This window comes from Streptomyces sp. NBC_00076, assembly GCF_045041235.1.
In the GTDB taxonomy this organism is placed as follows: Bacteria; Actinomycetota; Actinomycetes; order Streptomycetales; family Streptomycetaceae; genus Streptomyces.
On sequence record NZ_CP108242.1, the window covers coordinates 2,165,756 to 2,191,864 of the forward strand.

The 26,109-nt window shown below is 71.5% G+C and carries 22 protein-coding genes and 1 tRNA gene; 12 read left to right on the top strand and 11 right to left on the bottom strand.

Going from position 1 to position 26,109, the window contains the following annotated elements; translation table 11 throughout:
- The first annotated feature begins 10 nt into the window (after nucleotides 1–10).
- The gene (locus OHA64_RS09935; protein ID WP_405611020.1) at nucleotides 11–682 is read left to right on the top strand and encodes a FadR/GntR family transcriptional regulator; all 672 of its coding nucleotides are present in this window, start codon (nucleotides 11–13) and stop codon (nucleotides 680–682) included.
- 140 nt (nucleotides 683–822) lie between these two features.
- Entirely contained in the window at nucleotides 823–1,818 is a 996-nt protein-coding gene (locus OHA64_RS09940; RefSeq protein WP_405611023.1) for a PAC2 family protein, read from the top strand.
- 265 nt (nucleotides 1,819–2,083) lie between these two features.
- Here OHA64_RS09940 and mshC read toward each other — a convergent pair whose 3' ends face one another.
- From mshC to OHA64_RS09960, 4 genes are all read right to left on the bottom strand, one after another.
- Entirely contained in the window at nucleotides 2,084–3,313 is a 1,230-nt protein-coding gene (gene mshC / locus OHA64_RS09945) for a cysteine--1-D-myo-inosityl 2-amino-2-deoxy-alpha-D-glucopyranoside ligase (RefSeq protein ID WP_405611026.1), read from the bottom strand.
- Between the two features lie 150 nt (nucleotides 3,314–3,463).
- The gene (locus OHA64_RS09950) at nucleotides 3,464–4,294 is read right to left on the bottom strand and encodes an SCO1664 family protein (protein ID WP_405611029.1); all 831 of its coding nucleotides are present in this window, start codon (nucleotides 4,292–4,294) and stop codon (nucleotides 3,464–3,466) included.
- The gene (locus OHA64_RS09955; RefSeq protein ID WP_405611032.1) at nucleotides 4,258–4,848 is read right to left on the bottom strand and encodes a DUF3090 domain-containing protein; all 591 of its coding nucleotides are present in this window, start codon (nucleotides 4,846–4,848) and stop codon (nucleotides 4,258–4,260) included. The genes OHA64_RS09950 and OHA64_RS09955 overlap by 37 nt, the downstream gene beginning before the upstream one ends.
- A gap of 116 nt (nucleotides 4,849–4,964) precedes the next feature.
- Nucleotides 4,965–5,651, bottom strand: a complete 687-nt coding sequence (locus OHA64_RS09960) for a histidine phosphatase family protein (protein WP_405611035.1) — start codon at nucleotides 5,649–5,651, stop codon at nucleotides 4,965–4,967.
- A gap of 62 nt (nucleotides 5,652–5,713) precedes the next feature.
- Between OHA64_RS09960 and corA the strand changes: the two genes are divergently transcribed.
- Nucleotides 5,714–6,709, top strand: coding sequence for a magnesium/cobalt transporter CorA (gene corA / locus OHA64_RS09965; RefSeq protein WP_405611038.1), 996 nt, complete (start codon nucleotides 5,714–5,716; stop codon nucleotides 6,707–6,709).
- A 147-nt stretch (nucleotides 6,710–6,856) separates the two neighbouring features.
- Here corA and OHA64_RS09970 read toward each other — a convergent pair whose 3' ends face one another.
- Together OHA64_RS09970 and OHA64_RS09975 are read right to left on the bottom strand one after the other, a co-directional pair.
- Nucleotides 6,857–7,645, bottom strand: coding sequence for a ferritin-like domain-containing protein (locus tag OHA64_RS09970; RefSeq protein ID WP_405611041.1), 789 nt, complete (start codon nucleotides 7,643–7,645; stop codon nucleotides 6,857–6,859).
- 318 nt (nucleotides 7,646–7,963) lie between these two features.
- Nucleotides 7,964–9,019 (bottom strand): LLM class F420-dependent oxidoreductase, encoded by a 1,056-nt coding sequence (locus tag OHA64_RS09975; RefSeq protein ID WP_405611044.1) that lies wholly within the window; start codon nucleotides 9,017–9,019, stop codon nucleotides 7,964–7,966.
- 413 nt (nucleotides 9,020–9,432) lie between these two features.
- Here OHA64_RS09975 and OHA64_RS09980 point away from each other — a divergent pair, with 413 nt between their 5' ends.
- Complete coding sequence (locus tag OHA64_RS09980; protein ID WP_405611047.1) at nucleotides 9,433–10,416, top strand: aldo/keto reductase; 984 nt, start codon at nucleotides 9,433–9,435, stop codon at nucleotides 10,414–10,416.
- On the top strand, nucleotides 10,413–12,560 hold the full coding sequence (locus OHA64_RS09985) for a helix-hairpin-helix domain-containing protein (protein ID WP_405611050.1): 2,148 nt from the start codon (nucleotides 10,413–10,415) through the stop codon (nucleotides 12,558–12,560). The genes OHA64_RS09980 and OHA64_RS09985 overlap by 4 nt, the downstream gene beginning before the upstream one ends.
- 78 nt (nucleotides 12,561–12,638) lie before the next feature.
- Here the strand turns inward: OHA64_RS09985 and OHA64_RS09990 are convergent, their stop codons facing one another.
- Nucleotides 12,639–13,313, bottom strand: coding sequence for a hypothetical protein (locus OHA64_RS09990; protein WP_405611053.1), 675 nt, complete (start codon nucleotides 13,311–13,313; stop codon nucleotides 12,639–12,641).
- Between the two features lie 47 nt (nucleotides 13,314–13,360).
- On the opposite strand from OHA64_RS09990, the gene OHA64_RS09995 reads away from it, so the two are divergent.
- Nucleotides 13,361–13,549 (top strand): DUF5703 family protein, encoded by a 189-nt coding sequence (locus OHA64_RS09995; RefSeq protein WP_405611056.1) that lies wholly within the window; start codon nucleotides 13,361–13,363, stop codon nucleotides 13,547–13,549.
- A gap of 110 nt (nucleotides 13,550–13,659) precedes the next feature.
- Here the strand turns inward: OHA64_RS09995 and OHA64_RS10000 are convergent, their stop codons facing one another.
- From OHA64_RS10000 to OHA64_RS10010, 3 genes are all read right to left on the bottom strand, one after another.
- Entirely contained in the window at nucleotides 13,660–14,646 is a 987-nt protein-coding gene (locus tag OHA64_RS10000) for a chaplin family protein (protein ID WP_405611059.1), read from the bottom strand.
- A gap of 160 nt (nucleotides 14,647–14,806) precedes the next feature.
- On the bottom strand, nucleotides 14,807–15,040 hold the full coding sequence (gene chpH, locus OHA64_RS10005; protein WP_405611062.1) for a chaplin ChpH: 234 nt from the start codon (nucleotides 15,038–15,040) through the stop codon (nucleotides 14,807–14,809).
- 156 nt (nucleotides 15,041–15,196) lie between these two features.
- The gene (locus OHA64_RS10010; protein ID WP_405611065.1) at nucleotides 15,197–16,522 is read right to left on the bottom strand and encodes a M20/M25/M40 family metallo-hydrolase; all 1,326 of its coding nucleotides are present in this window, start codon (nucleotides 16,520–16,522) and stop codon (nucleotides 15,197–15,199) included.
- A 210-nt stretch (nucleotides 16,523–16,732) separates the two neighbouring features.
- On the opposite strand from OHA64_RS10010, the gene OHA64_RS10015 reads away from it, so the two are divergent.
- The 4 genes from OHA64_RS10015 to OHA64_RS10030 all read left to right on the top strand — a co-directional run bounded on the left by OHA64_RS10015 (nucleotide 16,733) and on the right by OHA64_RS10030 (nucleotide 23,184).
- Nucleotides 16,733–16,817 (top strand) — tRNA-Leu (locus tag OHA64_RS10015).
- Between the two features lie 319 nt (nucleotides 16,818–17,136).
- On the top strand, nucleotides 17,137–21,009 hold the full coding sequence (locus OHA64_RS10020) for a Pls/PosA family non-ribosomal peptide synthetase (RefSeq protein WP_405611068.1): 3,873 nt from the start codon (nucleotides 17,137–17,139) through the stop codon (nucleotides 21,007–21,009).
- Nucleotides 21,010–21,201: 192 nt separating this feature from the next.
- Nucleotides 21,202–22,581, top strand: a complete 1,380-nt coding sequence (locus tag OHA64_RS10025) for a M1 family metallopeptidase (RefSeq protein WP_405611071.1) — start codon at nucleotides 21,202–21,204, stop codon at nucleotides 22,579–22,581.
- A gap of 192 nt (nucleotides 22,582–22,773) precedes the next feature.
- Complete coding sequence (locus OHA64_RS10030; RefSeq protein ID WP_405611074.1) at nucleotides 22,774–23,184, top strand: YchJ family protein; 411 nt, start codon at nucleotides 22,774–22,776, stop codon at nucleotides 23,182–23,184.
- Between the two features lie 55 nt (nucleotides 23,185–23,239).
- Here OHA64_RS10030 and OHA64_RS10035 read toward each other — a convergent pair whose 3' ends face one another.
- Entirely contained in the window at nucleotides 23,240–23,941 is a 702-nt protein-coding gene (locus tag OHA64_RS10035) for a FadR/GntR family transcriptional regulator (RefSeq protein WP_405611077.1), read from the bottom strand.
- Nucleotides 23,942–24,091: 150 nt separating this feature from the next.
- Between OHA64_RS10035 and OHA64_RS10040 the strand changes: the two genes are divergently transcribed.
- Both OHA64_RS10040 and OHA64_RS10045 read left to right on the top strand, forming a co-directional pair.
- Entirely contained in the window at nucleotides 24,092–24,610 is a 519-nt protein-coding gene (locus tag OHA64_RS10040; protein WP_405611080.1) for a gluconokinase, read from the top strand.
- Nucleotides 24,611–24,681: 71 nt separating this feature from the next.
- Complete coding sequence (locus OHA64_RS10045) at nucleotides 24,682–26,109, top strand: GntP family permease (RefSeq protein WP_405611083.1); 1,428 nt, start codon at nucleotides 24,682–24,684, stop codon at nucleotides 26,107–26,109.

The following is a 26,109-nucleotide window of genomic DNA, read 5'->3' on the forward strand; positions in this document are numbered from 1 at the left end:
AGGCCAGGTCATGGCAGTCACCGATGAGGCGATCGAGAAGATCAAGGGCATGATCGTCTCCGGCGCGCTGCGCCCCGGCGACCGGCTCCCCAAGGAGAGCGAGCTCGCCGCCGAGCTGGGGCTGTCCCGCAATTCGCTGCGAGAGGCCGTGCGCGCCCTGTCCCTGATCCGGATCCTGGACGTACGCCAGGGCGACGGCACGTACGTCACCAGCCTGGACCCCCAGTTGCTGCTGGAGGCGCTCAGCTTCGTCGTGGACTTCCACCGCGACGACACGGTCCTGGAGTTCCTCGCGGTGCGTCGCATCCTTGAGCCGGCCGCGACCGCGATGGCGGCCCTGCGCATCAGCGAGCAACAGCTGAACGCGCTCTCCGCCCAGATGGACAAGCTCGGCGACAGCCCGTCCGTGGAGGAGCTCGTCGCCTGCGATCTGGACTTCCACCGCGGCATCGTGCAGAGCTCCGGGAACTCGGTGCTGTGTTCCCTCCTCGACGGCCTGTCCGGCCCCACCACCCGGGCCCGGATCTGGCGCGGCCTGACCCAGGAGGACGCGGTCGTCGGCACCCTGCGCGAGCACCGGGCGATCCTGGCGGCGCTGCGCGACCGGGACGCGGAGGCGGCCCGGTCCTGGGCCACCGTGCACATCGCGAGCGTGGAGCAGTGGCTGCGGTCGAGCCTGTGAGGACCGGGGGGCGGGGTGTCCGGGGCCGGCGAACGGGGCAGTGATCCGTTCACTCCCCCGTGCAAGGGGGCTGCGGGCGCCCCCGCCACACGCCGTAAGGTTGGGTCGTTAAGCGAGGGCACGTCGGAAGGAGGCGCTGGGTGATCGAGCTCGAGGGGGTTCCCGAGCTGATCGACCCGGTCATGGTGGCCGCGTTCGAGGGCTGGAACGACGCCGGCGACGCCGCTTCCACCGCGGTCGCGCATCTGGACAGGGAGTGGAAGGGCGAGGTGTTCGCGGCGCTGGACGCCGAGGACTACTACGACTTCCAGGTGAACCGTCCCACGGTGTGGCTGGACGGTGGCGTGCGGAAGATCACCTGGCCGACGACCAGATTGTCGGTCGTCCGGGTCGGCGGTGACAAGCCCCGCGACCTGGTTCTCGTCCGAGGTATCGAACCGTCCATGCGGTGGCGCTCGTTCTGCAACGAGCTGCTGGGCTTCGCCCACGAGCTGGGCGTGGAGCTGGTGGTGGTCCTGGGCGCCCTGCTCGGCGACACCCCGCACACCCGTCCGGTCCCGGTCAGCGGGGTCACGTCCGACCCGGACCTGGCCCAGCGCATGGATCTGGAGGAGACCAAGTACGAGGGGCCCACGGGCATCGTCGGCATCCTCCAGGAGGCGTGCACGCACGCGGGTGTCCCGGCCGTGTCGTTGTGGGCGGCCGTACCGCACTACGTGTCGCAGCCGCCGAACCCGAAGGCGACGCTGGCCCTCCTGAACCGTCTGGAGGACCTGATCGACGTGCGCATCCCGCTGGGGGAACTGCCGGAGGACGCGCGCGCCTGGCAGGTGGGCGTGGACCAGTTGGCCGCCGAGGACAGCGAGGTCGCCGAGTACGTCCAGTCGCTGGAGGAGGCCCGGGACACCGCGGAGCTGCCGGAGGCGTCGGGCGAGGCGATCGCCCGCGAGTTCGAACGGTATCTGCGGCGCCGGGACGGGTCAGGGCCGGGCGGCTCCGGCGGGCACGCCACGGCGGACGGCAGCGACAGCACGCCCTATCTGCGGGACAACCCCAGCGGTCGTACCAAGCCGCCGAAACCGCCGAAACCGCCGACGACCGAGGCGGACGACGACGATTCGCCATCGGAGGACTGAGCCGGTTCCCGGATCCAGGCGGCCGTCGCCTTCGGCCAACGGCTGATCGGGTGATGGGGTGATCGACGTATGGGGCGCCATGTCCCGAGCGTCCCGCGAAGCGTCCGGATCCAGAGCGGGTCCGACCCGCCGTCGAGAGCCGGTCGGCCCGCCCCCGGGAGCCGGGATCGGGTCGGGTCGGCTCGGGTCGGGTCGGCTCGCGAGAACGAGAGGGGCGCTTCCTCCGCTTGGAGGAAGCGCCCCTTTTTCCGTGCAGTCCCGTGGCCTACAGAGCCACGCCCAACAGTGCGTCCACCGCCCGCGACACGACCCCGGGCGCGCCCTCGTCCGTACCGCCCCGCTCGTCCTGGAGCGCCGCCCACCGGTCGACGGCGGCCAGCGCGCCCGGGGCGTCCAGGTCGGCGGCGAGGGCCTCGCGGATCTCCTCGACGAGCGCCTCGGCGGGCGGACCGTCGGGGCGGGAGACGGCGGCACGCCAGCGGCCGAGCCGGTCGACGGCGTCCTGGAGGACCTGGTCGGTCCACTCCCAGTCGGCCCGGTAGTGGTGGGCGAGCAGCGCCAGCCGTATGGCGGCCGGGTCGACGCCGTCGCGCCGCAGCTTCGACACGAAGACCAGGTTGCCCTTGGACTTGGACATCTTCTCGCCGTCGAGGGCGACCATGCCGGCGTGGACGTACGCCTTGGCCATGGGGAACTCGCCGGTGAGGGCCTGGGCGTGCGAGGCGCCCATCTCGTGGTGCGGGAAGGCGAGGTCGGAGCCGCCGCCCTGCACGTCGAAGCCCATCCCGAGGTGGTCCAGGGCGATGGCCACGCACTCGATGTGCCAGCCGGGGCGACCGCGTCCGAGGGAGGCGCCGTCCCAGCTGGGCTCGCCCTCACGGGCGGCCATCCACAGCATCGGGTCGAGCGGGTTCTTCTTGCCCGGCCGGTCCGGGTCACCGCCGCGCTCGGCGGACAGCAGCCGCATGGCGGCGGCGTCCAGGTTGGACACCTTGCCGAAGTTCGGGTCGGACTCGACGGAGAAGTAGACGTCGCCCTCGAGTTCGTAGGCGGCGCCCGCGTCCCGCAGCCGTTCGACGAGCGGCACGATGCCGGGTATCGCCTCGACCGCGCCGATGAATTCGCGCGGGGGCAGCATGCGCAGGGCGGTCATGTCCTCGCGGAAGAGGGTCGTCTCCTTCTCGGCCAGGGCGGCCCAGTCGATGCCGTCCCGCTGTGCGCGCTCCAGCAGCGGGTCGTCGACATCGGTGACGTTCTGGACGTAGTGGACCTGGCGCTTGGTGTCGAGCCACACGCGCTGAACGAGGTCGAACGCGTTGTAGGTCGCCGCGTGACCGATGTGGGTGGCGTCGTACGGCGTAATGCCACAGACATAGATTCGGGCGACGGGACCGGGGGCGGTGGTGACCAGGCCGCCGGTCGCGGTGTCGTGGATCCTCAGGTCGCGGCCCTGACCAGACAGGGCGGGGACCTCGGAAGCGGGCCAGGCATGCATGTCATGAGCCTAACCGGACGGATGTTCCGCATACGAACCGGACCGCGCAGATGTCCGGTAGGGCGTTCTTGCGCCGTGCCGGCCGTTGTGCTGTCGGCGGTAGTGGTCCGTCGAGGGGCCGGTGGTCGACGTGTCCCCGGTCGGCATCTCCTAGACGGGCGGCCAGGGGATCGCCGGCCACTCCCCGCTCGGCTCCGGGTGCTTCCCGGACGCCAGCAGCGCGTCGACACGTGCGCGTACGGCGTCGGTCTCGGCGGCGGTGATCAGCGCGGTCAGTCTCGCGGTCAGCGCGCCCGACTCCCCGAGCGACTCCTTGAGCCCCTTGAGCACGTCGACGGCCTCGCCCGTCAGGGGCTCCCCGGCCCATCCCCACAGCAGCGTGCGCAGTTTGTTCTCGGCGTTGAAGGTGACCCCGTGGTCGATGCCGTACAGACGCCCGTCGGCGGTCGGCAGCAGATGCCCGCCCTTGCGGTCGGCGTTGTTGATCACGGCGTCGAGTACGGCCAGCCGGCGCAGCCGCTCGTCGTCGGCGTGCACGAGCAGCGCGGTCCGTCCCTCACCGACCTCGGCGAACCCGATCGCCTTCCAGCCGGGCTCGGGTTCCTCCGCGTCGACGAGCGCGAGCAGTTCGCTCTCGGGCGTCACCTCGATCCACAGCTGGCACATGCCCTCGCCGTACGGTCCGTCGCGCAGCACGGTGGGCGGTACGAGCCCCCAGCCGGTCGCCTCGGAGACCGCGTACGCGGCGACCTCGCGCTGGGCGAGCGTCCCGTCGGGGAAGTCCCACAGGGGCCGCTCCCCGGCCACCGGCTTGTAGATGCAGGTGGCTTCCTGGCCCTGGTGCGAGACCGTGCAGTACAGCGCCGCGTTGGACGCCTCCCGGATGCGGCCGCGCACGGTCAGCTCGCCCTCGGCGAGCAGCTCGGCCGACATCGCCCCGGCGGTCACGCGTCGCGTCGGTATCCGTTCTGGCGCGGACATACGTGTCCTTCCGGGTCGAGCGGGAGACTGCACAGCGGACACGGCGGCCGCCCGGCGTTGACGACGTCCAGGGCACGCTTGGCGAAGGCTCTCGCCTGCGCGCCGGTGAGCCTGACCCGCAGCATCGGGGGTCCGTTCTCCTCGTCCTGGAGCAATCGCTCCTCGGCCTCGGCGAGGTCCTCCTCGGAGTCGGCGTCGAGCTCGACGAGAGCCTGCGCCTCGACGATCATGCGCTGCTCGTCGCCGTCCCAGGCGAGGGCCATGGTGCCGACCCGGAACTCCTCCTCGACGGGGGCGTCCAGAGGGTCGGTGTCGGCGACTTCGGTGGGCGGCACGGCCGGGACGGCGGCGCTGCCGCCACTACGGCGTACGACCTCGTCCAGCAGCTCGTCCATCCGCTCGGCGAGCGCGGCGACCTGGGTCTTCTCCAGAGCCACACTGGTCACCCGGGGGCCGGCCGTGGCCTGGAGGAAGAACGTACGGCGTCCGGGCAGTCCGACCGTACCGGCCACGAAGCGGTCCGGGGGGTCGTAGAGGAACACCTGACGGGACACGTCCTGTCTCCATTGAAATCGTGAGTCCGTGGTCGTGATTGCGGAGTCGTGGTTGCGGGGTCGTGAGTGCGGAACGTCCGTGTGCGCGGACCGCTTCACCCTACTGCGCCCGACGATCACGGTGCGCCCGCACCACCCCCCACGGGGGCGTCCCCGGCCGGAGGTTCCTCGTGCGGCGCCAGCGACGCGAAGTCACCGGTGTCGCCGAGGCGGACGAGAAACGGCCTCAGACGGGTGTAACGGATCGCGGTGATGGAACACGGTTCAACAGAAATCCGCTGGAAGAGGTCGAGATGAAGTCCGAGTGCGTCCGCCACGAGCGATTTGATGACGTCGCCGTGAGAGCACATCAGATAGACGGCGTCGGCTCCGTGATCGCGCTCCACGCGCGCGTTCCACTCGCGGACCGCCTCGGCGGCACGGGTCTGCATCGCCCGCATCGACTCACCGCCGGGGAACGCGGCCGCCGAGGGGTGCGCCTGCACGACCTCCATCAGCGGCTCCCCGCTGAGCTCGGCGAGCTTGCGTCCGGACCAGTCGCCGTAGTGGCACTCCCCGATCCGCTCGTCGGTGTGGGCCGTGAGACCGGGCCTGGCCTCCAGCAGCGGCCGGATCGTCTCCTGGCAGCGCTGCAGCGGGCTGGCGACCACCTCGGAGAGCGGCAGCTCGGCGAGCCTCCCGGGCAGCGCGGCGGCCTGCGTGGCGCCGCGCTCGTCCAGGGCGACGCCGGGCGTCCAGCCGGCGAGCAGGCCCTCGGTGTTGGCGGTGGATCGTCCGTGACGGACCAGGATCAGCGTGGGCATGCCGCCCAGCGTAGGCATACGCTCGCGTGCGGCGGACCTCGGGCGACGGGAGAACACGCACTGTGATCGTCGACTGCGCCATCTACCGTGACGGGCACCGGACGGAGGGCCCCGAGGACCTGTCCGACGCCCTTTCCGAGGCCCGGTCCGCGCACGGGTTCGTCTGGATCGGCCTGCACGAACCCTCCGAGAAGGAGTTCGACCACGTCACCCAGGAGTTCGGACTGCACCCCCTGGCTGTCGAGGACGCCCTCAAGGCCCACCAGCGGCCCAAGTTGGAGGTCTACGACGACTCGCTCTTCGTGGTGCTCAAGCCCGTGGTGTACGAGCCTGAGAGCGACGCCGTCTCGACCGGCGAGGTGATGCTGTTCCTCGGCGACTCCTTCGTGGTGACCGTCCGGCACGGCGAGGGCTCCCCGCTGGGCGATGTCCGGCGACGGCTGGAGCACGAGCCCGAGCTGCTCGGCAAGGGCCCCACGGCTGTGCTGTACGCGGTCGCCGACGCCGCCGTCGACCACTACCTCGACGTGGCCACCGAGCTGCAGACCGACCTCGAGGAGCTGGAGGCGGAGGTGTTCTCGCCGGACGGCGGGGGCTCGCGGCACACCGCCTCCCGGATCTACACCTTCAAGCGGCAGGTCCTGGAGTTCCGCCGGGCCTGCGGCCCGCTGGCGGTACCGCTGAACCGGCTCGCGGACGTGGGGCAGTTCGGCGGGGCGGTGCCCTTCGTCAACGAGAAGGCGCGGCCCTTCTTCCGTGACGTCAACGACCACCTCACGCGTGTGAACGAGTCCGTGGAGGGCCTGGACCGGCTGGTCTCGGACATCCTGTCCGCGCATCTCGCGCAGATGAGCGTCCGGCAGAACGACGACATGCGGAAGATCTCCGCGTGGGCGGCCATGGCGGCCATCCCCACGATGATCGCGGGGATCTACGGCATGAACTTCGAACACATGCCGGAGTTGCGCTGGGTGTGGTCGTATCCGGCGGTGATCGCGTTGATGGCCGGCCTGGAGGTGCTGCTGTACCGGCTGTTCAAGCGCCGGGGGTGGTTGTAAGGGGCTTTGGGTGGGGCGAGGCGAGTGGGGGCGCGGCTGGCGGGTGCGGGTGCCTGGGGGTGCGGCTGCCGGGTGTTTGGGGGTCGGGTGCTCGTAGGCGCTTGAGGGTGCGGGCGGGTGTGGGTGCGGGGCGCGTCGCGGTTCGGTTCAGGCGAACTCGTGGGCCGGGGTCGCGGGGCCGCCGAGCGCGTCCCGGCGTTCCGGCATCCTCAGCGACACCATTCGGCGCCAGCCGCCCAGCCGCTCGTACGCGTACATCGCGTGGATACCCACCGCGAGGAGCGCCGACTTGCCCTTCGACCAGCCGAGGATGCGGCCCATGTGGGCCATGACCGCCAGGCTGACGTCCCGGTGGACGCGGATCTCGGCGAGGGCGCACTCGCGCAGCGTGCACTGGATGAACCGGCCGTGCCCGGCGGCCGCGAAGCGCAGCAGCTCCTCGTGGGTGTACGCGAGATGGTTGTCCTCGTCGTTGGAGATCATCCGGACCGCCTTGCCGACCTCGGGGTGGTCCCCGAAGTACTTTCGCAGCATCGCCATCTGGTCGGCGGCGCGCTGCTCCGTGACCCGGCTGTGCGCCAGGTACGTGATGACGTCGTCCACCGTGAGCGGCTGGTCGGCCTTGAGCCTCGCGTGCGCCAGACCGATGCCCCGCCTCTCCAGGAGCATCGTGTAGTCGGTCTCGGACGGGACCCCGGCGGGCTGCAGGCCGCGCTTGCTGAGCAGGGCGTTGAAGATTCGCCCGTGCTTGTCCTCGTCCGCTCCGTGCCGGGTGATCTTGGGGGCGAGTGCGCGCTCGCTCGCCGGCACGAGCGCCGCGATGCGGCCGTTCTCCCAACCTCCCTGTGACTCCCCGCTGGCCGCGATGGAGCAGAAGAGCTGGAACGACTCGTCGTTGTCGACGATCTCCTTGAACAGACTCTTGGCCGAAAGCATCGAAGGCGCCTCTCTGCAGGGTTCCCGCAAAGAACGAGTCAAGTGCGGTACGAGAGGTGCGGCAACAGCTGTGTCCGACAACTCCGCCGAAAGGGGGACCCGGGGTCTCGTCGGGGGCGTAGCCGTGCGGGCTCGGGTGTGTTGTCCCCCGTGACGGCCGCGGCCGTGGTGGGCCCCCGAGTCCCCACCACGGCCGCGGAGACCTCCGGTGGTTGAACCGGGTTACGTCGGGTCTGGTGGTCGCCGGTTCGGTGTTCGCGGGTTCAGGTCGTTGGTTCAGGTCGTTGGTTCAGGTTGTCGGTTCAGGTGCGTTCGGTGTCACGCGAGTCCGGCCTGTTCCAGGGCCTCGATGCCGGCGCGGAGCGAGGCGAGCCGCTCGTCGAGTGAGAAGCCCGCGGGAGACAGGCTGAGGGTGGTGACACCGGCCTGGGCGTAGGCCTTCATGCGGTCCGCGATGCGGTCCACGGAGCCCAGCAGCGTCGTCTTGTCGATCAGGTCGTGCGGAACCGCGGCCGCAGCGCCCTGCTTGTCGCCGGCCAGGTACTTGTCCTGGATCTCGGCGGCCTCCTTCTCGTAGCCCATGCGCCGGGCGAGCTGGTTGTAGAAGTTCTGCTTGGGGCTGCCCATGCCGCCGACGTACAGCGCGGTGTACGGGCGGAAGGTGTCGGCGAGCGTGCTGACGTCCTTGTCGTCGCCTACGGCGAGCGGAAGGGTCGGGCACACGTCGAAGCCGTCGAGCGTCTTCCCGGCCTTCTCCCGGCCGGCCCGCAGGTACTTGATCGCCGTGTCCTCGATGTGGTCGGCGGAGGGGAAGATGAGCAGGGCGCCGTCGGCGATCTCGCCGGTCTGCTCGAGGTTCTTCGGGCCGATGGCGGCGATGTAGAGCGGGATGTGCTCGCGCTGGGGGTGCACGGTGAGCTTGATGGGCTTGCCGGGGCCGCCGGGCAGGGGCAGGGTCCAGTGCTCTCCGTCGTGGGTGAGGCGCTCGCGGGTCATCGCCTTGCGGACGATCTCCACGTACTCGCGGGTGCGGGAGAGCGGCTTGTCGAACTTGACGCCGTACCAGCCCTCGGAGACCTGCGGGCCGGAGACACCGAGGCCCAGGCGGAAGCGGCCGCCGGAGAGGGAGTCGAGGGTGGCGGCGGTCATCGCGGTCATCGCCGGCTGGCGGGCCGGGATCTGGAAGATGGCCGAGCCCACGTCGATGCGTTCGGTCTGGGCGGCGACCCAGGTGAGGACGGTGGCCGCGTCGGAGCCGTAGGCCTCGGCGGCCCAGCAGACGGCGTAACCGAGGCGGTCGGCCTCCTTGGCCACCGCGAGATTGTCCGCGTCCATTCCGGCACCCCAGTAGCCGAGGTTGATACCGAGCTGCATGCCGCATCCCCTTACCGATCAGTAACGTCCCTTGGGGAGACCATAGCGTGTGCCTTCGGCGGTGCGGTGGGGTGCCTGCTGTGGTCTGTGCGGGTTCGGTGGCGGGGGATGCCTGCGGCGGCCTGTGCGGGTTCGGTGGGGGTGCGTGTAGCGCCTGCGGTTCGGGGGGTGGGGCGGGGCCGGGACGGGGGTGTCCGTCCTCGGAACGTCGCGGAATCGGTCTCTCAGTGAGGGGGCGGTGTTGACGCGACAACCGCTGCGGGCGGACACCCCCGCCCCGTCCCCTTCCCGCCGTGCGCGAGCGCGGGTGGGTGGTGGGTGGTGGGTCGTGGTCTCAACAGGGCTGCCGCTGACGGGAACTGGTTATCCACAGGCACCCACATGGCAGGTTCTGGCCAGTAATCTCGGCGTCCATGGAGCAGAGGCATCTCGGCCGCACCGGCCTGCGTGTGTCCCGGATCGGGCTCGGCACCCTGACCTGGGGGCGGGACACCGATGAACATGACGCCGCGGACCTCTTGAAGACGTTCTGGGAAGCGGGCGGGAGTCTTGTCGACACGGCGGACGTGTACGGCGACGGGGAGGCCGAGTATCTGCTCGGGCGTCTCATAGAAGGCCTGGTGCCTCGTCGGGACCTGGTCATCTCCACGAAGGCCGGCAGTGTGCCGGATCCCGACCGTCGCTTCGACGGCTCGCGCGGGCATCTGCTCTCCGCGCTGGACGCCTCGCTGGCCCGGCTCGGTACGGACTACGTCGATGTGTGGCACATCCACGCCTTCGATCCGGACACCCCGCTGGAGGAGAGCCTCCAGGCGCTGGATCTGGCGGTGAGCAGTGGACGGGCCCGGTATGCCGGGGTGTCGAACTTCTGTGGCTGGCAGCTCGCCAAGGCGGCGACGTGGCAGATGGCGGCGCCGGGCACCCGGACCCGGCTGGCGAGCACGCAGTTGGAGTACTCGCTGCTCCAGCGCGGTGTCGAGCGGGAGGTGCTGCCGGCCGCGCTGGACCTGGGGATCGGCATGCTTCCCTCGTCGCCGCTCGGGCGCGGGGTGCTCACGGGCAAGTACCGGCACTCCACGCCGGCCGACTCGCGGGGCGCCTCGGAGCATCTGGCGCCGTTCGTCGCGCCGTATCTCGACGACACGGCGACGCGGATCGTGGACGCCGTGACGACGGCGGCGGACGGGCTCGCTGTGACGCCGCTCCAGGTGGCCCTCGCCTGGGTCCGGGACCGGCCCGGGGTGGCCGCGCCGATCGTCGGGGCGCGCAACGCGCAGCAGCTCACGGCGGCGTTGTCAGTGGAGGCCCTTAGTCTTCCTGACGAGATCTGCCGGGCGCTCGACGACGTGTCGGCGCCCGTGCACCGCTATCCCGATCACGACTGGAGCACGCTGTGAGCACGGAGCCGGAGCCCGCTGAGGACCTGGAGGCCACCGAGCCGGGTGCCGCCGCGACCGCGCAGGAGGGTGTCGAGGCCAAGGCACCGGATGCCGCGGACGCTGGTGAGGACGCGGGGAAGGTGTCCGAGGCCGCCGCCGAGCTCGCCGCGCAGCGGCTGGAGCGGGAGCGGATCGCGAAGCGGAAGGCCGAGAAGGCGCCGATCGCCGCCGGGACCAAGCTCAGCGGCACGGCCGCCGATCTGCTCGCGGCCGTGCGGGCCGTGGAGAGTGGTGAGAAGCCCGTGGCGGCCGTCGTCGAGGAGCCCGCGCCCCGACGGTCCGCACCCGAGCCGAAGCCGCAGCCCGTCTCGGCCGAGACGGCTGCCCTCCCGGCGCCGGACGTCGTCGAGGCCGTACGGGGTGTCCTGGTCGAGGGGGGTGCGCCGGACGGGCTCGCGGGGCAGGTCGCCGCGGTGCTCGGCGCGGGCGCCGGTGACCGGCTGCGGGCGGACCCCTGGCAGCTGTTGCGGGTGGGCGGGGTGCGGCCCGAACAGGCCGACGGGTTCGCGCGGGCGCTCCTGGGCGCGGAGTGCGGGCCGGACGACGAGCGGCGTGGGCGGGCCGTCACGGTGTGGCTGCTGGAGCAGGCCGCCCTGGCGGGGCACACGGTCCTGGAGATGCCGGCCCTTGTCGCGGCGCTCTCCCAGCGGGGCGTGCCGGATCCGGATGCGGCCGTCCAGGAGACCCTCGCCGAGGGTGAGGCCCTGGCCTTCCAGGACGCCCTGGAGGAGCCCGGAGCGCCCGCCCAGGGGGACGACGACGAGGAGGAGGAAGAGGAGCGGCCGGTCCGTGTCCTCGTGGGGCTGGAGCGGTACGCCCTCGCGGAGGAGAGCCTCGCCGACGGTCTGGCCCGGCTGATCAACTCCGTGCCGAAGGAGGACGGTTCGGACGCGGAGTGGGAGCGGATCGCGGACTCGGCCGGCGGGTCCGCCGCAGAGCTGATCCGCGCGGTCGCCCGCCACGGTCTCGTGCTGCACACCGGCGGTGAGGCCTCACTGGCCGAACCCGCGGCGTTGCTGCGCGGCGCCGGGGAGCTCGGGCTGCGGGCCTGGGCCGCCGCCCACGGTCCGCTGGGGCGCGATCGGTTCGCGGCCCTGCCGGGCGTGACGGAGGAGCCGCGGGAGTCGTCCGTCGACGGCGGCTCCACCGGCGTCGTCACCGTCGCCGGGCTGCTGTCCGGTGCCGAGGGGCCGGGACGGGACGCCGAGGGCAGGTTCGACCTCGACCTGCTCGTCGTCCTGGACGCTCCTCAGCTGGACGTCGAGACGGCGGCCCTGCTGTCGGAGTCGCTTCCTGACGGTGCCCGGCTGGTGCTGGCGGGGGACCCCGCGGTGCTGGCGTCCGTCGGTCCCGGGCGGGTGTTCGCGGATCTGCTGGCCGCCCGGGTCTGTCCCCAGGTCGCCTCGCGGCGGCCGGATCCCGGGCCGCTGGGCGAGCTGGTGTCCGGCGTCGGGATCGGCGAGCTGAACCAGGTCGAGGCCCCTGGCAAGGAGGTCGTGATCGTGCCGGTGCGAGACGCGGGAGAGGCAGTGCACCGGACCGTGCAGCTCGTCGCGGACTCGGTGCCGCGGGCCATCGGCGTGTCCGCCGAGGACACCCAGGTGATCACGCCGGGCCACGGCGGTGCGGCGGGCACCCGCGCGCTGAACGCGGTTCTCAAGGAGCGGCTCAACCCGGGCCCCGGCCGCTTCGGTGGTTTCGATCCCGGTGACCGGATCGCCTACTCCCCCACGCCGGGGCGTACGTTGCCGGGCCACGTGGTCAAGGCCGACGCCGAAGGGCTGCACCTGTCGTGCAGCGGCGAGGCAGTCGTCGTGCCGAAGGAGCGGGTGGAGCTGGATCTGCGGCACGGATGGGCACTGACCGCGCATCAGGCCGTGGGCGGCCGGTGGCCCGCGGTGGTCGTGGTGCTGCCCGGTGACGCGGCGCAAGCGCTCAGCCGGCCGTGGGTCTACACGGCGTTCGGGCGGGCGGAGCGGCATCTGTCCGTGGTGCACGGCGCGGAACAGGCTCTGCCCAGGGCGGTCGCCGAGGTCCGCGCCAAGCCCCGTACGACTCGGCTGCCCGTTCTGCTGGCGCCGCAGGTGCCGGTGTCCGGCTGACCGCGACCGCAACACAAGGCGGCGGTCGCGGAGGTTCAACCTCCGGGACCGCCGCCTTGATTCTCAGACCATGGTCGCTCAGCGGTCCGCGTCCAGGGGTTCCAGGTCCTCGTCCAGGTCGTCCACCACGTCGTCGGGCTCGTCGTCGATCTCGTCGTCGAAGACCGCGCTGACGTCGAAGCGGCAGATCACTCGCTGGGCGTCGGCCTGCTCGAACGGGGCCTCCAGCCACTCGCCGGGCTCGGGTGCTTCGTCGGCGGCCGTCACCCAGAGGGTGGAGTCGCCCTCCTCCAGTCCGAACTCCTTGTGCCGGGAGGCGATCTCGTCCGGTTCGAACTCGCCGAACAGCAGCCCCAGGGCGCCGTGGACCGTGCCGGATGCCCCCGCGCCGCTGCCGTCCTCGTCCGCCGCCTCGATCCGCTGGGCCTGCGCCAACAGCCGCTGGGGCTCCACGACGGAGTAGTCGCGGCGGATCAACACGCTGAGGGCGTTCGGTTCCTCGGGGCCCGTGTACGGCGGGAGCGAGTCGTCCGCTCCGGGGATCTCGAAGGGTGTGACCTCGTCGTATCGGTCGTAGAGAAGTTCGTCGTACGTTTCGGCGGCCGCGGCCAGCTCGTTGAACGCTTCGTAGACAGCCGGGTCGTCCTCCCCCGACCTGCGTTCGACCGCGGCCAGGTGGCGGTCGAGCGCGGTCTTGACCGCCTCGGCGGCGGCTCGTACCTCGGCAGCGGTGGGCTGCGCAGCATCAGACATAGTGCAGACGCTATCCGTACCGGGCCCCAGCCCGCACAATAGATGCGATGCCGGAATACGAATTTGTCGACGTCTACGTACCGCGCGGGGTCTCCCGCCAGGACGCCACACGTCTGCTGACGGACCATGCCGAGTACGGTCACTGGGAGTTGGACCGCCTGAGCCTGATGCGCGACGGCAGCCGCCGGGTGCGGCTGCGACGGAGGATCATCCGTCAGGTTCGCGCCACCTGGTGAGCTGAGGCGACGGAAACGGAGCGGGCCCCGCCGAGGCAGGGCCCGCTCCGTCGTGCGCACCGTGGGGGAGAGATCGCGGTGCTGTCGGTCGCCGTGCGGCTTGGGTGCGTCTACGCGGTGGCGCGGCCCTTCCGGTAGAGCACGGTGCCCGCCAGCAGCGCCCCCGCGCCCATCGGCAGGGCGAGGCCCATCGGCAGCTCGCTGCCGGTCTGCGCGAGCTGCGCGGAGCCCGTCGACCCGGTCGCCACGAACCGGGCTCCGGGCTGGTTGGCGTGCGCGGATCCGACCTGCGTCCCATCGACCGGGGTGGTCGGAACACCGGGGCGGCTGGGCTCCACCGGGTTGCCAGGGGTGCCGGGGGTCCCGGGGTGGCCCGGAGTGCCGGGGTGGCCGGGGGTGCCAGGGTGGCCGGGGTGGCCCGGCTGCTGGGGACCACCGGGCGGGGTCGTCCTGTCGCCGCCGCCGGGAGGCGTGCTTGAGTGTCCGCCGCCGGCGCCGTCGCCGTTCGCACAGCCGTCGGCCGTGGTGGCGTTGCCGATCCCGATGATGTCGACGCTGTTGCCGCAGACGTTCACCGGGGCGTCGATCGGCACCTCGACGTGGTTGCCGGATCCGACGCCTGGCGAGCCGCCGGTGTGCCCGCCGGCGTGCGAGCCATCGTGACCACCATGGCCACCGGGACCGCCATGACCGGAGTGACCGCCATGGCTGCCGTAACCACCCGAGTCGCCGTGTCCGCCCGAGCCGCCGTAACCGCCCGAGTCACCGTCTCCGCCCGAGCCGCCGTAACCGCCCGAGTCACCGTCTCCGCCCGAGTCGCCATAGCCACCGGACCCGCCGCCCCCGGTCCTGACGTCGGTGTTGACGCACTTGTTGCCCATCGCCGGGTTGAGGAGCCCGACGACGTTGACCGTGTTGCCGCAGACGTTCACCGGTGCGTGCAGCGGCGCCTGCACCGAGTTGCCCGACAGCACGCCGGGCGAGTCGGCGCTCGCCCCGCTCGCGAACGAGCCGGCGTGCGCGGCACCGCCGGTGGCGGCGATCACGCCGGTCGCGGCGGCCACGGTCATCAGGCCCTTGCGGGTGACCTGTCGCATTTGCTGAATTCCTGCCTTCGACCTTGTCCCGAAATCTCGACGTTCGGAAAGAACGATAAGAACCGTGAAGAGCTCTTCCGAAATGGCCGGTCGGCCCCGGAGCGCATGGCGTGCGCTCCGGGGCCGATCAGCTCAGCCCCTCACGGGGCGACGCACAACGTCACTTGTTGATGCAGGTGTTGCCGAACGCGGGGTTCAGCAGCCCGATCACGGAGACCGTGTTGCCACAGGCGTTCACCGGGACGTGAACCGGAACCTGGACCACGTTGCCGGACAGGACGCCCGGGGAGTGCACGGCGGCACCCTGGGCACCGGAGTCGGCAACGGCCATGCCCGCACCCGCGAGAACCAGACCACCAGTGACAGCAGCAGCGGCGAAAACGTTCTTGATCATTATTCCTCCTCGTTGGCAATGCGATCCCATGTAGCGGATCGCATCACCTGTAACGAGGAAGGAGTAATCGAGCTACGAGCTTATCGTCGCATTCACTCTTCTCAGTCGATTCCGTACGGGCGCGCGATTGCTGAAGTTTCGTTTCAGTGGGCGAATTCAGGACGCGTCGAGGAACCTGTCGAGCACCCGGACGCCGAACTTGAGCCCCTCCACCGGGACGCGCTCGTCGACTCCGTGGAACATGCCGGCGAAGTCCAGCTCCGGCGGCAGCTGGAGCGGGGCGAAGCCGAAGCCCCGGATCCCCAGGTCGTCGAAGGACTTGGCGTCCGTACCGCCGGAGAGCATGTAGGGGATGGCCTTCGCGGTCGGGTCCTCGGCGAGCAGCGAGGACTGCATCGCCTCCACCAGCGCCCCGTCGAAGCTGGTCTCCAGGGCCTTGTCGGAGTGCACGTCCTCGCGTCGCACGTTCGGACCGAGGATGCGGTCGAGGTCGGCGAGGAACTCCTCCTCGTGCCCCGGCAGGAAACGTCCGTCCACGTGCGCGGTCGCTTCACCCGGGATGACGTTGACCTTGTAACCGGCGCCCAGCTGAGTCGGGTTGGCCGTGTTGCGGAGGGTCGCGCCGATGAGCTTGGCGATGCCGCCGAGCCGGGCGAGGGTGGCCTCCATGTCCTCCGGGTCGAGCTCGGTGCCGAGCGCGTCGCCGAGTTCGTCGAGGAAGGCCCGGGTCGTCTTGGTGACCCGCACCGGGAACGTGTGCCGGCCGAGCCGGGCGACGGCCTCCGACAGTTCGGTGATGGCGTTGTCCCGGTGGATCATCGACCCGTGCCCGGCGGTGCCGGCCACCTTCAGCTTCATCCAGTGCATGCCCTTCTCGGCCGTCTGGATCAGATAGAGCCGCCGCTGCTCGCTCACGGTGAACGAGAACCCGCCGACCTCGCTGATCGCCTCCGTGACGCCCTCGAAGAGATCGGGGTGGTTCTTGACGAGGTGCTTGGCGCCGTACGTGCCGCCCGCCTCCTCGTCGGCGAGGAAAGCGAGGACGATGTCGCGCGGGGGCCTGCGCCCGCTGCGCAGCCGGTCGCGGACGACCGCCAGGGTCATCGCGTCCATGTCCTTCATGTCGACCGCGCCGCGCCCCCACACGCACCCGTCGGCGATCTCGCCGGAGAAGGGGTGGTGGGTCCAGTCGTCGGCGTTGGCCGGTACGACGTCGGTGTGGCCGTGGATGAGCAGGGCGGGCCGGGACCGGTCCTCGCCCTCGATCCGGGCCACCGTGGAGGCGCGCCCCGGGTGCGATTCGAAGATCTGCGGTTCGAGCCCCACCTCGGCGAGCTTCTCGGCGACGTACTCGGCCGCCTTGCGCTCACCGGGTCCCGAGTGGTCGCCGTAGTTGCTGGTGTCGATCTGGATCAGTTCGCGGCAGAGGTCCACGACCTCGTCCTCGCCGGTGACGCCCCTGGCCGTGTCCGTCTCGCTCACGCTGCTTCCTCCCGCACTGTCGCCGCTGGTGGTCCCTGCCATCCTCCCCCTCCCCCGGTCGCACCCCAAGAGCGGTCCCGGCCCGTCACACCGCGTTCACGCACGGAGGGGGTGTGATCAGCGGGGCGGGGGGTGATCAGGGGCCTGTCCAAAGCCTGGTAATGTTTCCTGTGTCGCCGCGGGGTCACTCCCGCACGCGACAGACACCTTGTCCGGGTGGCGGAATGGCAGACGCGCTAGCTTGAGGTGCTAGTGCCCTTTATCGGGCGTGGGGGTTCAAGTCCCCCCTCGGACACTGACGAATGAAACTCACGAAGACCCCTGTTGACCAGGGGTCTTCTGCTTTTCCGGGGCTCAGGATCCGCAATCGGGCCCGTGTGGCCGCCCTTTGATGTGTGCGATCTCTCCTTCCGTGGACGAACCTGCTGGTCATCGCCCGTTCGCGGGGCTGCCGGGCCGCCTCGGACGGCCGCCCCGACTGGCCGTTCGAGGCGGCCGAACCTAGCTTCGTACTAAAATTTCCGGCTTGTTACGTGAGCTGGACCGGACAACCCCAGGCAGACCTGCGGACCCGCCGGCGCCCCGGGCTTCCGGGAACGAGACGCGAGGACCCGATGGCAGCCACACACGAGAGCAGCGCTCTCAGTCTGCTCGACGAAGAGATCCGCGACCGGTTCGGCGACACCGCACGTTTCTCCGGAGGTCCGGCCGCCTCCCCGCGCACGCTCGTGGACGTCTTCGACGCTTCCGTACGGTCGTATCCGAACGAACTCGCCCTGGACGACGGCACGACGCAGCTCACCTACCGCGCGCTGGCCGGGGAGGTGGAGAGACTGCGGCTGCGGCTCGCGCACGCCGGGGTGGGACTGGGTGACCGCGTGGGCGTCCGGGTGCCGTCCGGGACCAATGAGCTGTACGTGGCGGTCCTCGCGGTGCTGGCCGCGGGCGCCGCCTATGTGCCCGTGGACGCGGAGGACCCGGACGAGCGGGCCGAGCTGGTGTTCGGGGAGGCGGCGGTGCGGGCCGTCGTCGGGGGCGGGCACGAGCTGACCGTCCACGGTCGGTCCGAGATTCCCGCCGCGCGTCCCGGCATCGAGCACGACGCCTGGATCATCTTCACCTCCGGGTCCACCGGGAAACCCAAGGGTGTCGCCGTCAGCCACCGCAGCGCCGCCGCCTTCGTGGACGCCGAGGCCGCGCTGTTCCTCACCGAGGACCCGATCGGGCCCGGGGACCGGGTCATGGCGGGGTTGTCGGTCGCGTTCGACGCGTCCTGCGAGGAGATGTGGCTGGCGTGGCGGTACGGGGCCTGTCTGGTGCCGGTGCCGCGTGCCCAGGTCAGGAGCGGTGCCGATCTCGGGCCCTGGCTGGTCGAGCAGGAGATCACCGTCGTGTCGACGGTGCCGACGCTGGCCGCGCTGTGGGAGCCCGAGACCCTCAACGACGTACGGCTGCTGATCTTCGGCGGTGAGGCGTGCCCGCCCGAGCTGACACAGCGGCTGGTGACGGAGGGGCGCGAGGTGTGGAACACCTACGGGCCCACCGAGGCGACCGTCGTGGCCTGTGCCTCGCTGCTGAGCGGTGAGGAGCCGATCCGGATCGGGCTGCCGCTGGACGGCTGGGAGCTGGCGGTCGTCGACGAAGCCGGGGAGCCCGTGCCGATGGGCTCCAGCGGTCAGCTGGTGATCGGCGGGGTGGGCCTCGCCCGGTACCTCGACGCCGAGAAGGACGCGGAGAAGTACGCGCCGCTGGAGTCCCTGGGCTGGGAGCGGGCGTACCGCAGCGGTGACCTCGTCAAGGCGGAGCCCGAAGGCCTGGTGTTCCTCGGGCGGGCCGACGAACAGATCAAGCTCGGCGGGCGGCGCATCGAGCTCGGCGAGGTGGACGCGGCACTGCAGGCGCTGCCCGGTGTCGCCGGTGCCGCCGCCGCCGTACGGACCGCTCGCAGCGGCAATCAGCTCCTCGTCGGGTATGTCGTCACCCAGGAGGGCTGGGACCACGCGACGGCCGTCGAGAAGCTGCGCGCCGAGCTGCCCGCCGCCCTGGTGCCGCTGCTCGCGCCGGTCGCCGAGCTGCCGACCCGGACCAGTGGCAAGGTCGACCGGGGCGCCCTGCCCTGGCCGTTGGAGGAGCTGGAGGGCAAGGGGCCCGCCGAGCAGCTCTACGGCACCGAGGCCTGGCTGGCCGAGCAGTGGAGCGAGGTCCTCGGCATTCCCGTGACGAGCGCCCGGGACGACTTCTTCGCCATCGGCGGCGGCAGTCTCGCCGCGGCCCAGCTGACCACCCGGCTGCGCACCCGCCACCCGAGCGCCGCCGTCCTCGACATCTACCAGCAGCCGGTGCTGCGGAAGCTGGCCCGGCACCTGGAGGAATCGGCACAGGACGACGGTGCCGTGCGGGTGATCGCTCCGGTTCCGGTGCGCGCCCAGGTGGTCCAGCTCCTCCTGCTGCTTCCCCTGTTCACCGTGCTCGGGCTGCGCTGGACCGTCGTGCTGGCCGCGCTCGGGAACCTGCTGCCCGGGTACGCCTGGCTGCCGACCGCCCCGTGGTGGCTCGTCGGCGCCGGGGCACTGCTCTTCTTCAGCCCGCCGGGGCGGCTCGCGATCGCCGCGGGCGGGGCACGGCTGCTCCTCAAGGGGGTCAGGCCGGGGCGGTACGCGCGCGGTGGCAGCGTGCACCTGCGGCTGTGGGCCGCCGAACGGCTGGCCGAGTTCAGCGGGGCGACCTCGCTGACCGGGTCGTGGCTGGAGCGGTACGCGCGGGCGCTGGGCGCCAAGGTCGGACCGGACGTTGACCTGCACTCGCTGCCGCCGGTCACCGGCATGCTCAAGCTGGGCCGGGGCGCGGCCGTGGAGTCCGAGGTGGACCTGTCCGGCTGGTGGCTGGACGGCGACCGGCTGGAGATCGGCCCGGTCAAGGTGGGCGCGCACGCCGTCGTCGGCACCCGCGGCATCCTCTTCCCGGGGGCCCGGGTCGGCAAGCGGGCCGAGGTGGCGCCGGGTTCCGCGGTCACCGGTCAGGTTCCGACCGGGCAGCGGTGGGCGGGCGCCCCCGCCGCCAAGCTCGGCAAGGCCAAGCGCAACTGGCCCAAGGAACGGCCGGCGCGGGGCACGTACTGGCGCGTGATGTACGGCCTGTCGGGCTTCGCGCTGAGCACGCTGCCGGTGCTGGCGGGCGCCGCCGCGCTCCTGGTGGGCCGCTTCTTCGTCACGCCCGAGGTGACGGCCTCGGGTGTCGCGCTCGGCCTCGTTCCGGCGACCCTCGCCTTCGGGCTGGCGTACGCGCTGCTGCTCCTGGTCGCCGTACGGGTGCTCAGCCTGGGCCTGCGTGAGGGCACGCATCCCACGCACAGCCGGATCGGCTGGCAGGCGTGGACGGTCACGCAGCTGATGGACCGCTCCCGCGAGACGCTGTTCCCGCTGTACGCCGGGCTGGTCACGCCGGTGTGGCTGCGGCTGCTGGGGATGCGGATCGGGCGGGGCGCCGAGGTGTCGACCGTGCTGGCGCTGCCCAGCCTGACGACGGTCGGTGAGGGCGCGTTCCTGGCCGACGACACGCTGACCGCGCCGTACGAGCTCGGTGGCGGCTGGATGCGGATCGGCCGGGCGGAGATCGGACGGCGGGCCTTCCTCGGGAACTCGGGGATGACCGCGCCGGGACGGTCCGTGCCGGACGGCGGGCTGGTCGGGGTGCTGTCGGCCACGCCGAAGAAGGCGAAGAAGGGCAGCTCGTATCTGGGGCTGCCGCCGATGAAGCTGCCGCGTGCGGCGACCGGCGGCGACCAGAGCCGGACGTACGACCCGCCGGCCCGGCTGCTGTGGGCGCGTGGGCTGGTGGAGCTGTGCCGGCTCGTGCCGGTGTTCTGCTCGGCCGCGCTGGCCGTGCTGACGGTGGCCTCGCTGTGCGCGCTCGGGTCCGACGGCGCGCTGGGCGCGTGGGCGCCGCTGCTGTCGGGTCTGGTGCTGCTCGGGGCGGGGTTCGTGGCGGGCCTGGTGTCCGTCGTCGCCAAGTGGGTGCTCGTGGGGCGCCACCGCGGCGGGGAGCATCCGCTGTGGAGCGGGTACGTGTGGCGCAACGAGCTGGCGGACACCTTCGTGGAGGTGCTGGCGGTGCCGTGGCTGGCGGGTTCCGTGCCCGGTACGCCGGTGCTGACGGCGTGGCTGCGCGGGCTCGGGGCGCGGATCGGCCGGGGTGTGTGGGTGGAGAGCTACTGGCTGCCCGAGACCGACCTGGTGACGCTGGAGGACGCGGCGACCGTGAACCGGGGCTGTGTGCTCCAGACGCACCTCTTCCACGACCGGATCTTGCGGACGGATACTGTGGTCCTCCGTGAGGGCGCGACGTTGGGCCCTGGCGGAATCGTCCTGCCCGGCAGCACGATCGGCGCCCGTACGACGCTGGGGCCGGCATCGCTGGTGATGGCGGCGGAGTCCGTTCCCGACGACACCCGCTGGCTGGGCAACCCGATCGAGTCATGGCGTTCCTGAGCGCGGCTCGGCCGGATCGGGACCGGTCCGGCGGATCAGGTCGCGGGAAGGTCGGCGGCGCCCCGTGAACGCCGTTGAGCGGGGGCGGTCACGCGTGCCGGCCCCCGCGCCTGCGGCATGATCTACCGGACAGGCCCTCAGTACGGCACACCGGCACGACGTCCGAGCACAGCGCAGGGAGCAGACGCAGCAGTGACCGTTCAGCAGGCAGTGGGTCCGGACCCGTACTTCCCGGCCAACGGCGATCCCCGCTACCGGGTGCACCGCTACGAACTCGCGCTGGACTACCGCCCGGCTCCCAACCGGCTGTCGGGGACGGCGCGGATCAACGCCATAGCGGGACGGTCGCCGCTGGCCGAGTTCCAGCTGAACCTGGCCGACTTCAAGATCGGCCGGGTCCGGGTGGACGGCCGGCAGCCGCAGTACACGCACCGGGGCGGCAGGCTGCGGGTGCGTCCGGCCAAGCCCGTCCGGCCCGGTGCCGCCTTCACCGTGGAGGTGCACTGGTCGGGAAACCCCAAGCCGGTGAACAGCCCCTGGGGCGGACTCGGCTGGGAGGAGCTGGAGGACGGGGCGCTGGTGGCGAGCCAGCCGATCGGGGCGCCGTCCTGGTACCCGTGCAACGACCGGCCCGCCGACAAGGCGTCGTACCAGATCTCGATCACCACGCCGTCCGCGTACGCGGTGGTGGCGGGCGGGCGGCTGCTGACCCGGACGACGAAGGCCTCGACGACCACCTGGGTGTACGAGCAGGCGGCGCCCACGTCCAGCTATCTGGTCGGGCTGTCGATCGGCAAGTACCAGACGGTGCTGCTGGGCGATCCGGGGCCGGGCGGCGTGCCGCAGCACGGGCACATCCCGGCGCACCTGCTGCCTGATTTCTCGCGGGACTTCGCGCGCCAGCCCCAGATGATGGACCTCTTCCAGGAGCTGTTCGGTCCGTACCCGTTCGACGAGTACGCGGTGGTGGTGACCGAGGAGGAACTCGATGTCCCCGTCGAGGCACAGGGGTTGTCGCTGTTCGGCGCCAACCATGTGGACGGGGCGCGGGGTTCGGAGCGGCTGGTGGCCCACGAGCTGGCGCACCAGTGGTTCGGCAACAGTGTGTCCATCGCCGACTGGCGGCACATCTGGCTGAACGAGGGGTTCGCCAAGTACGCGGAGTGGTTGTGGTCGGAGCGGTCGGGGGGCCGTACGGCGCATCAACTCGCCGCGGCGGCCCACCGGTTGCTGTCCTCGCTGCCCCAGGACCTGCGGCTGGCCGATCCGGGGCGCAAGTCGATGTTCGACGACCGGCTCTACCAGCGCGGCGGGCTGGCCCTGCATGCGGTGCGGTGCGCGACGGGCGACGAGGCGTTCTTCCGGATCCTGCGCGGGTGGGCCACGCTGCACCGGGGCGGGGCCGTGAGCACGACCACGTTCAGGGCGCACGCGGCCCGTTTCGCGCCGGAGCCGCTGGACGAGGTGTTCGAGGCGTGGGTGTACGGCACCGCGCTGCCGCCACTGCCGACACCGGACGCCCGGATACCGGCCCGCCCCGCGCATCCGCCGACCAACGCCGGGCCCGCGTAGGGGTCCCCGGTGGGCGGGGCTGGGTCAATGCCCCACCGGGTCAGTGCCCCACCGTGTCGGTGTTCCGCTGAGTCGGTGCCCCGCCGAGTTGGGACGGTCGGCCGTTCGGTGGGGACCTGGTGATACCGCCGCTCGTGCCCCGGTGACGGACCGGGTGGGCTCGCGCCGTGGGGCCGGCGGCACAATGGGCGCATGTCCCGACGCAGCACCCGCCCCGCCCGACCCTCCCGACCCGCCGTCACCTGCCCCTGCGGGCGTGCCGAGCCGTACGACGCGTGCTGCGGCCGGTTCCACGCGGGCGCCGCCGCTCCCACCGCCGAGGCGCTGATGCGGTCCCGCTACTGCGCCTTCGTGACGGGGGACTCGGCGTATCTGCTGCGGACCTGGCATCCCCGGACCCGGCCCGCGCGGGTCGACCTCGATCCGGGGCAGCGGTGGACGGGGCTGGAGATCCTGGGAGCGACGGAGGGGTCCGCGTTCCACACCACGGGGACCGTGACGTTCCGGGCCTCGTTCCGGGGCGGGTCGCTGCACGAGCGCAGCCGGTTCGAGCGGGTGCAGGGGGCCTGGGTGTACGTGGACGGGGAGTTCCTCGACCAGTAGGAGACCGGTCGAGGATCAACTGGGCACCGATTAAGGACAGTTGGGGAACAGCGCGCTACGGCGCCAGTATGTCCAGTTCCTGGAGCGCGCCCACCGTGATCTGGCGGGTCAGTTCCTCCGCGCGCGACGCGTCGCCCTCCCGGACCGCCTCGGCGACCTGGACATGGAGGGTGACAGCGGCCGGGTCGGGGTCCTCGAACATGACCTCGTGGTGGGTTCGGCCCGAGAGGACCTCGGCGACGACATCGCCGAGGCGGGCGAACATCTCGTTGCCGGAGGCGTTGAGGATCACCCGGTGGAAGGCCATGTCGTGGACGAGGTAGCCCTCCAGTTGGTGGCCGCGCGAGTGGGCCACCATTCCGAGGGCGCACTCGGTGAGTTCGGCGCACTGCTCCGCCGTGGCGTGTCTGGCGGCGAGGCCCGCGGCGACCGGTTCGACCGCCGAGCGCAGCATCGTGAGCGAGCGCAGTTGGCGCGGGCGGTCGGCGCCGGCCAGGCGCCAGCGGATGACCTGGGGGTCGTAGACGTTCCACTCGTTCTTGGGGAGCACGGTGACGCCCACCCGGCGGCGGGACTCGACCAGGTGCATGGACTCCAGGACCCGCACCGCCTCGCGCATCACGGAACGTGAGACGTCGAAGCGCTGGGCGAGTTCGTCCGTACGCAGGACACTGCCCGGCGGGTACTCACCCGCGGTGATCGCGGGGCCGAGGGTTTCCAGTACCTGGCCGTGCAGCCCCCGGCCCGATGTGCTCATGAACTCAGCGTACGGGGCACGCTGCACGCGGCGACCACGAAAAGTCAGACTTATTTGTCACAGACTCTTGAATTCGTCGTACCTAATGGGTTTCAGTATGGCCGACGTCAGATGTCGACGTCGGATGTCGAGGAAGACAGCGAGGCAGTGATGCGTACCCCTCACGTCGTCGTGGTGATGGGCGTCGCCGGCACGGGCAAGACCACGATCGGTCCCCTGCTCGCGGCCCGGCTCGGCGTCCCGTACGCCGAGGGCGACGACTTCCACCCGCGGGCCAACATCGACAAGATGTCGGCCGGCACCCCGCTCGAGGACGCGGACCGGTGGCCGTGGCTGGACGCCATCGGCGGCTGGGCGCACGGGCGGGCCGGGCTCGGCGGGGTGGTGAGCTGTTCGGCGCTGAAGCGGTCGTACCGTGACCGGCTCAGGGCCGAGGCCCCGGGGGTCGTGTTCGTGCACCTCGCGGGCGAACGGGCGCTGATCGAGGACCGCATGGCGCATCGGCAGGGTCACTTCATGCCGACCGCGCTGCTGGACTCCCAGTTCGCCACCCTCCAGCCGCTCGGCGCGGGCGAGGCCGGGGTCGTCGTGGACGTCACCGGCAGTCCGGAGGAGATCACCGAGCGGGCCGCGGAAGCGCTCGACGCCCGTGCCGAGACATCCCGGTAACCACTCCCCCCTCCCCACCCCCCACCGCAGTTCCCCCCTCCCACTTCCGTACCTGCAAGGGACCCCACCCCGTGACCAGACTCAGTGTCGAGATGCTGGCAGCGGACGCACCCGAGCCGATCACCTCGGCCGGCCATGCTCAGCTGGGTATCGCCGTTCTGGCGGGCATCGCCGTCATCGTCCTGCTCATCACCAAGTTCAAGCTCCACGCCTTCCTGTCACTGACCCTCGGGACGCTGGCGCTCGGCGCGTTCGCCGGTGCCCCGCTCGACAAGACCATCACCAGCTTCACCACCGGACTCGGGTCGACGGTGGCCGGCGTCGGCGTACTCATAGCCCTGGGCGCGATCCTCGGCAAGATGCTCGCCGACTCCGGAGGCGCCGACCAGATCGTCGACACCATCCTGGCTCGGGCCAACGCCCGCACCATGCCGTGGGCGATGGTGCTGATCGCCTCGGTGATCGGTCTGCCGCTGTTCTTCGAGGTCGGCGTGGTGCTGCTGATCCCGGTCGTCCTCATGGTCGCCAAGCGGGGCAACTACTCGCTGATGCGGATCGGCATCCCGGCGCTCGCGGGCCTGTCCGTGATGCACGGCCTGGTCCCCCCGCACCCCGGCCCGCTGGTCGCCATCGACGCGGTCAAGGCCAACCTCGGTGTCACCCTGGCGCTCGGCGTCCTGGTCGCCATCCCGACGGTGATCATCGCCGGGCCGCTGTTCGCGAAGGTCGCCGCCCGCTGGGTGGACGTCCCGGCCCCGGACCGCATGCTGCTTTCAACTGGGGGTTCCCCTCAGACCCCCGCCCAGCGCGCCTCCGAGGAACTGGAGCGGCGCCCCAGCTTCGGCGCGACCCTGGCCACGATCCTGCTGCCGGTCGTCCTGATGCTGGCCAAGGCGCTCGTGGACATCGTCATCGACGACCCCGAGAACACCGTGCAGCGTGTCTTCGACGTCGCCGGCTCCCCGCTGATCGCCCTGCTCGCCGCCGTGCTGGTGGGCATCTTCACCCTGCTGCGGCCCGCCGGGTTCGCCAAGGACCGGGTCTCCCAGCTCGTCGAGAAGGGGCTCGCGCCCATCGCGGGCATCCTGCTGATCGTCGGCGCGGGCGGCGGCTTCAAGCAGACGCTGATCGACTCCGGCGTCGGCCAGATGGTCCTGGACATCTCCAAGGACTGGTCGATCCCGGCGCTGCTGCTGGCCTGGCTGATCGCGGTGGCGATACGGCTGGCGACCGGATCGGCGACGGTCGCGACCATCTCGGCGGCGGGCCTGGTGGCCCCGCTCGCGGCCGACATGTCGACGACCCACACGGCCCTGCTGGTCCTCGCCATCGGCGCCGGCTCGCTGTTCTTCAGCCATGTCAACGACGCCGGGTTCTGGCTGGTGAAGGAGTACTTCGGCCTCAGCGTCGGCCAGACCGTCAAGACCTGGTCGGTCATGGAGACGATCATCTCCGTGGTCGCGGGCGGGCTGGTCCTGCTCCTTTCCCTGATCATCTAG

Bases quoted from the DNA above. Each gene is read 5' to 3' on its own strand.
- OHA64_RS09975 (WP_405611044.1), bottom strand. From the start codon at position 9,019: ATGCAGCTCGGTATCAACCTCGGCTACTGGGGTGCCGGAATGGACGCG.
- OHA64_RS10040 (WP_405611080.1), top strand. From the start codon at position 24,092: ATGCGTACCCCTCACGTCGTCGTGGTGATGGGCGTCGCCGGCACGGGC.
- OHA64_RS09970 (WP_405611041.1), bottom strand. From the start codon at position 7,645: ATGCTTTCGGCCAAGAGTCTGTTCAAGGAGATCGTCGACAACGACGAG.
- OHA64_RS09935 (WP_405611020.1), top strand. From the start codon at position 11: ATGGCAGTCACCGATGAGGCGATCGAGAAGATCAAGGGCATGATCGTC.
- OHA64_RS09980 (WP_405611047.1), top strand. From the start codon at position 9,433: ATGGAGCAGAGGCATCTCGGCCGCACCGGCCTGCGTGTGTCCCGGATC.
- OHA64_RS10000 (WP_405611059.1), bottom strand. From the start codon at position 14,646: ATGCGACAGGTCACCCGCAAGGGCCTGATGACCGTGGCCGCCGCGACC.
- chpH (WP_405611062.1), bottom strand. From the start codon at position 15,040: ATGATCAAGAACGTTTTCGCCGCTGCTGCTGTCACTGGTGGTCTGGTT.
- OHA64_RS10020 (WP_405611068.1), top strand. From the start codon at position 17,137: ATGGCAGCCACACACGAGAGCAGCGCTCTCAGTCTGCTCGACGAAGAG.
- OHA64_RS10030 (WP_405611074.1), top strand. From the start codon at position 22,774: ATGTCCCGACGCAGCACCCGCCCCGCCCGACCCTCCCGACCCGCCGTC.
- OHA64_RS10035 (WP_405611077.1), bottom strand. From the start codon at position 23,941: ATGAGCACATCGGGCCGGGGGCTGCACGGCCAGGTACTGGAAACCCTC.
- OHA64_RS09950 (WP_405611029.1), bottom strand. From the start codon at position 4,294: ATGTCCGCGCCAGAACGGATACCGACGCGACGCGTGACCGCCGGGGCG.
- OHA64_RS09995 (WP_405611056.1), top strand. From the start codon at position 13,361: ATGCCGGAATACGAATTTGTCGACGTCTACGTACCGCGCGGGGTCTCC.
- OHA64_RS09990 (WP_405611053.1), bottom strand. From the start codon at position 13,313: ATGTCTGATGCTGCGCAGCCCACCGCTGCCGAGGTACGAGCCGCCGCC.
- OHA64_RS09960 (WP_405611035.1), bottom strand. From the start codon at position 5,651: ATGCCCACGCTGATCCTGGTCCGTCACGGACGATCCACCGCCAACACC.
- mshC (WP_405611026.1), bottom strand. From the start codon at position 3,313: ATGCATGCCTGGCCCGCTTCCGAGGTCCCCGCCCTGTCTGGTCAGGGC.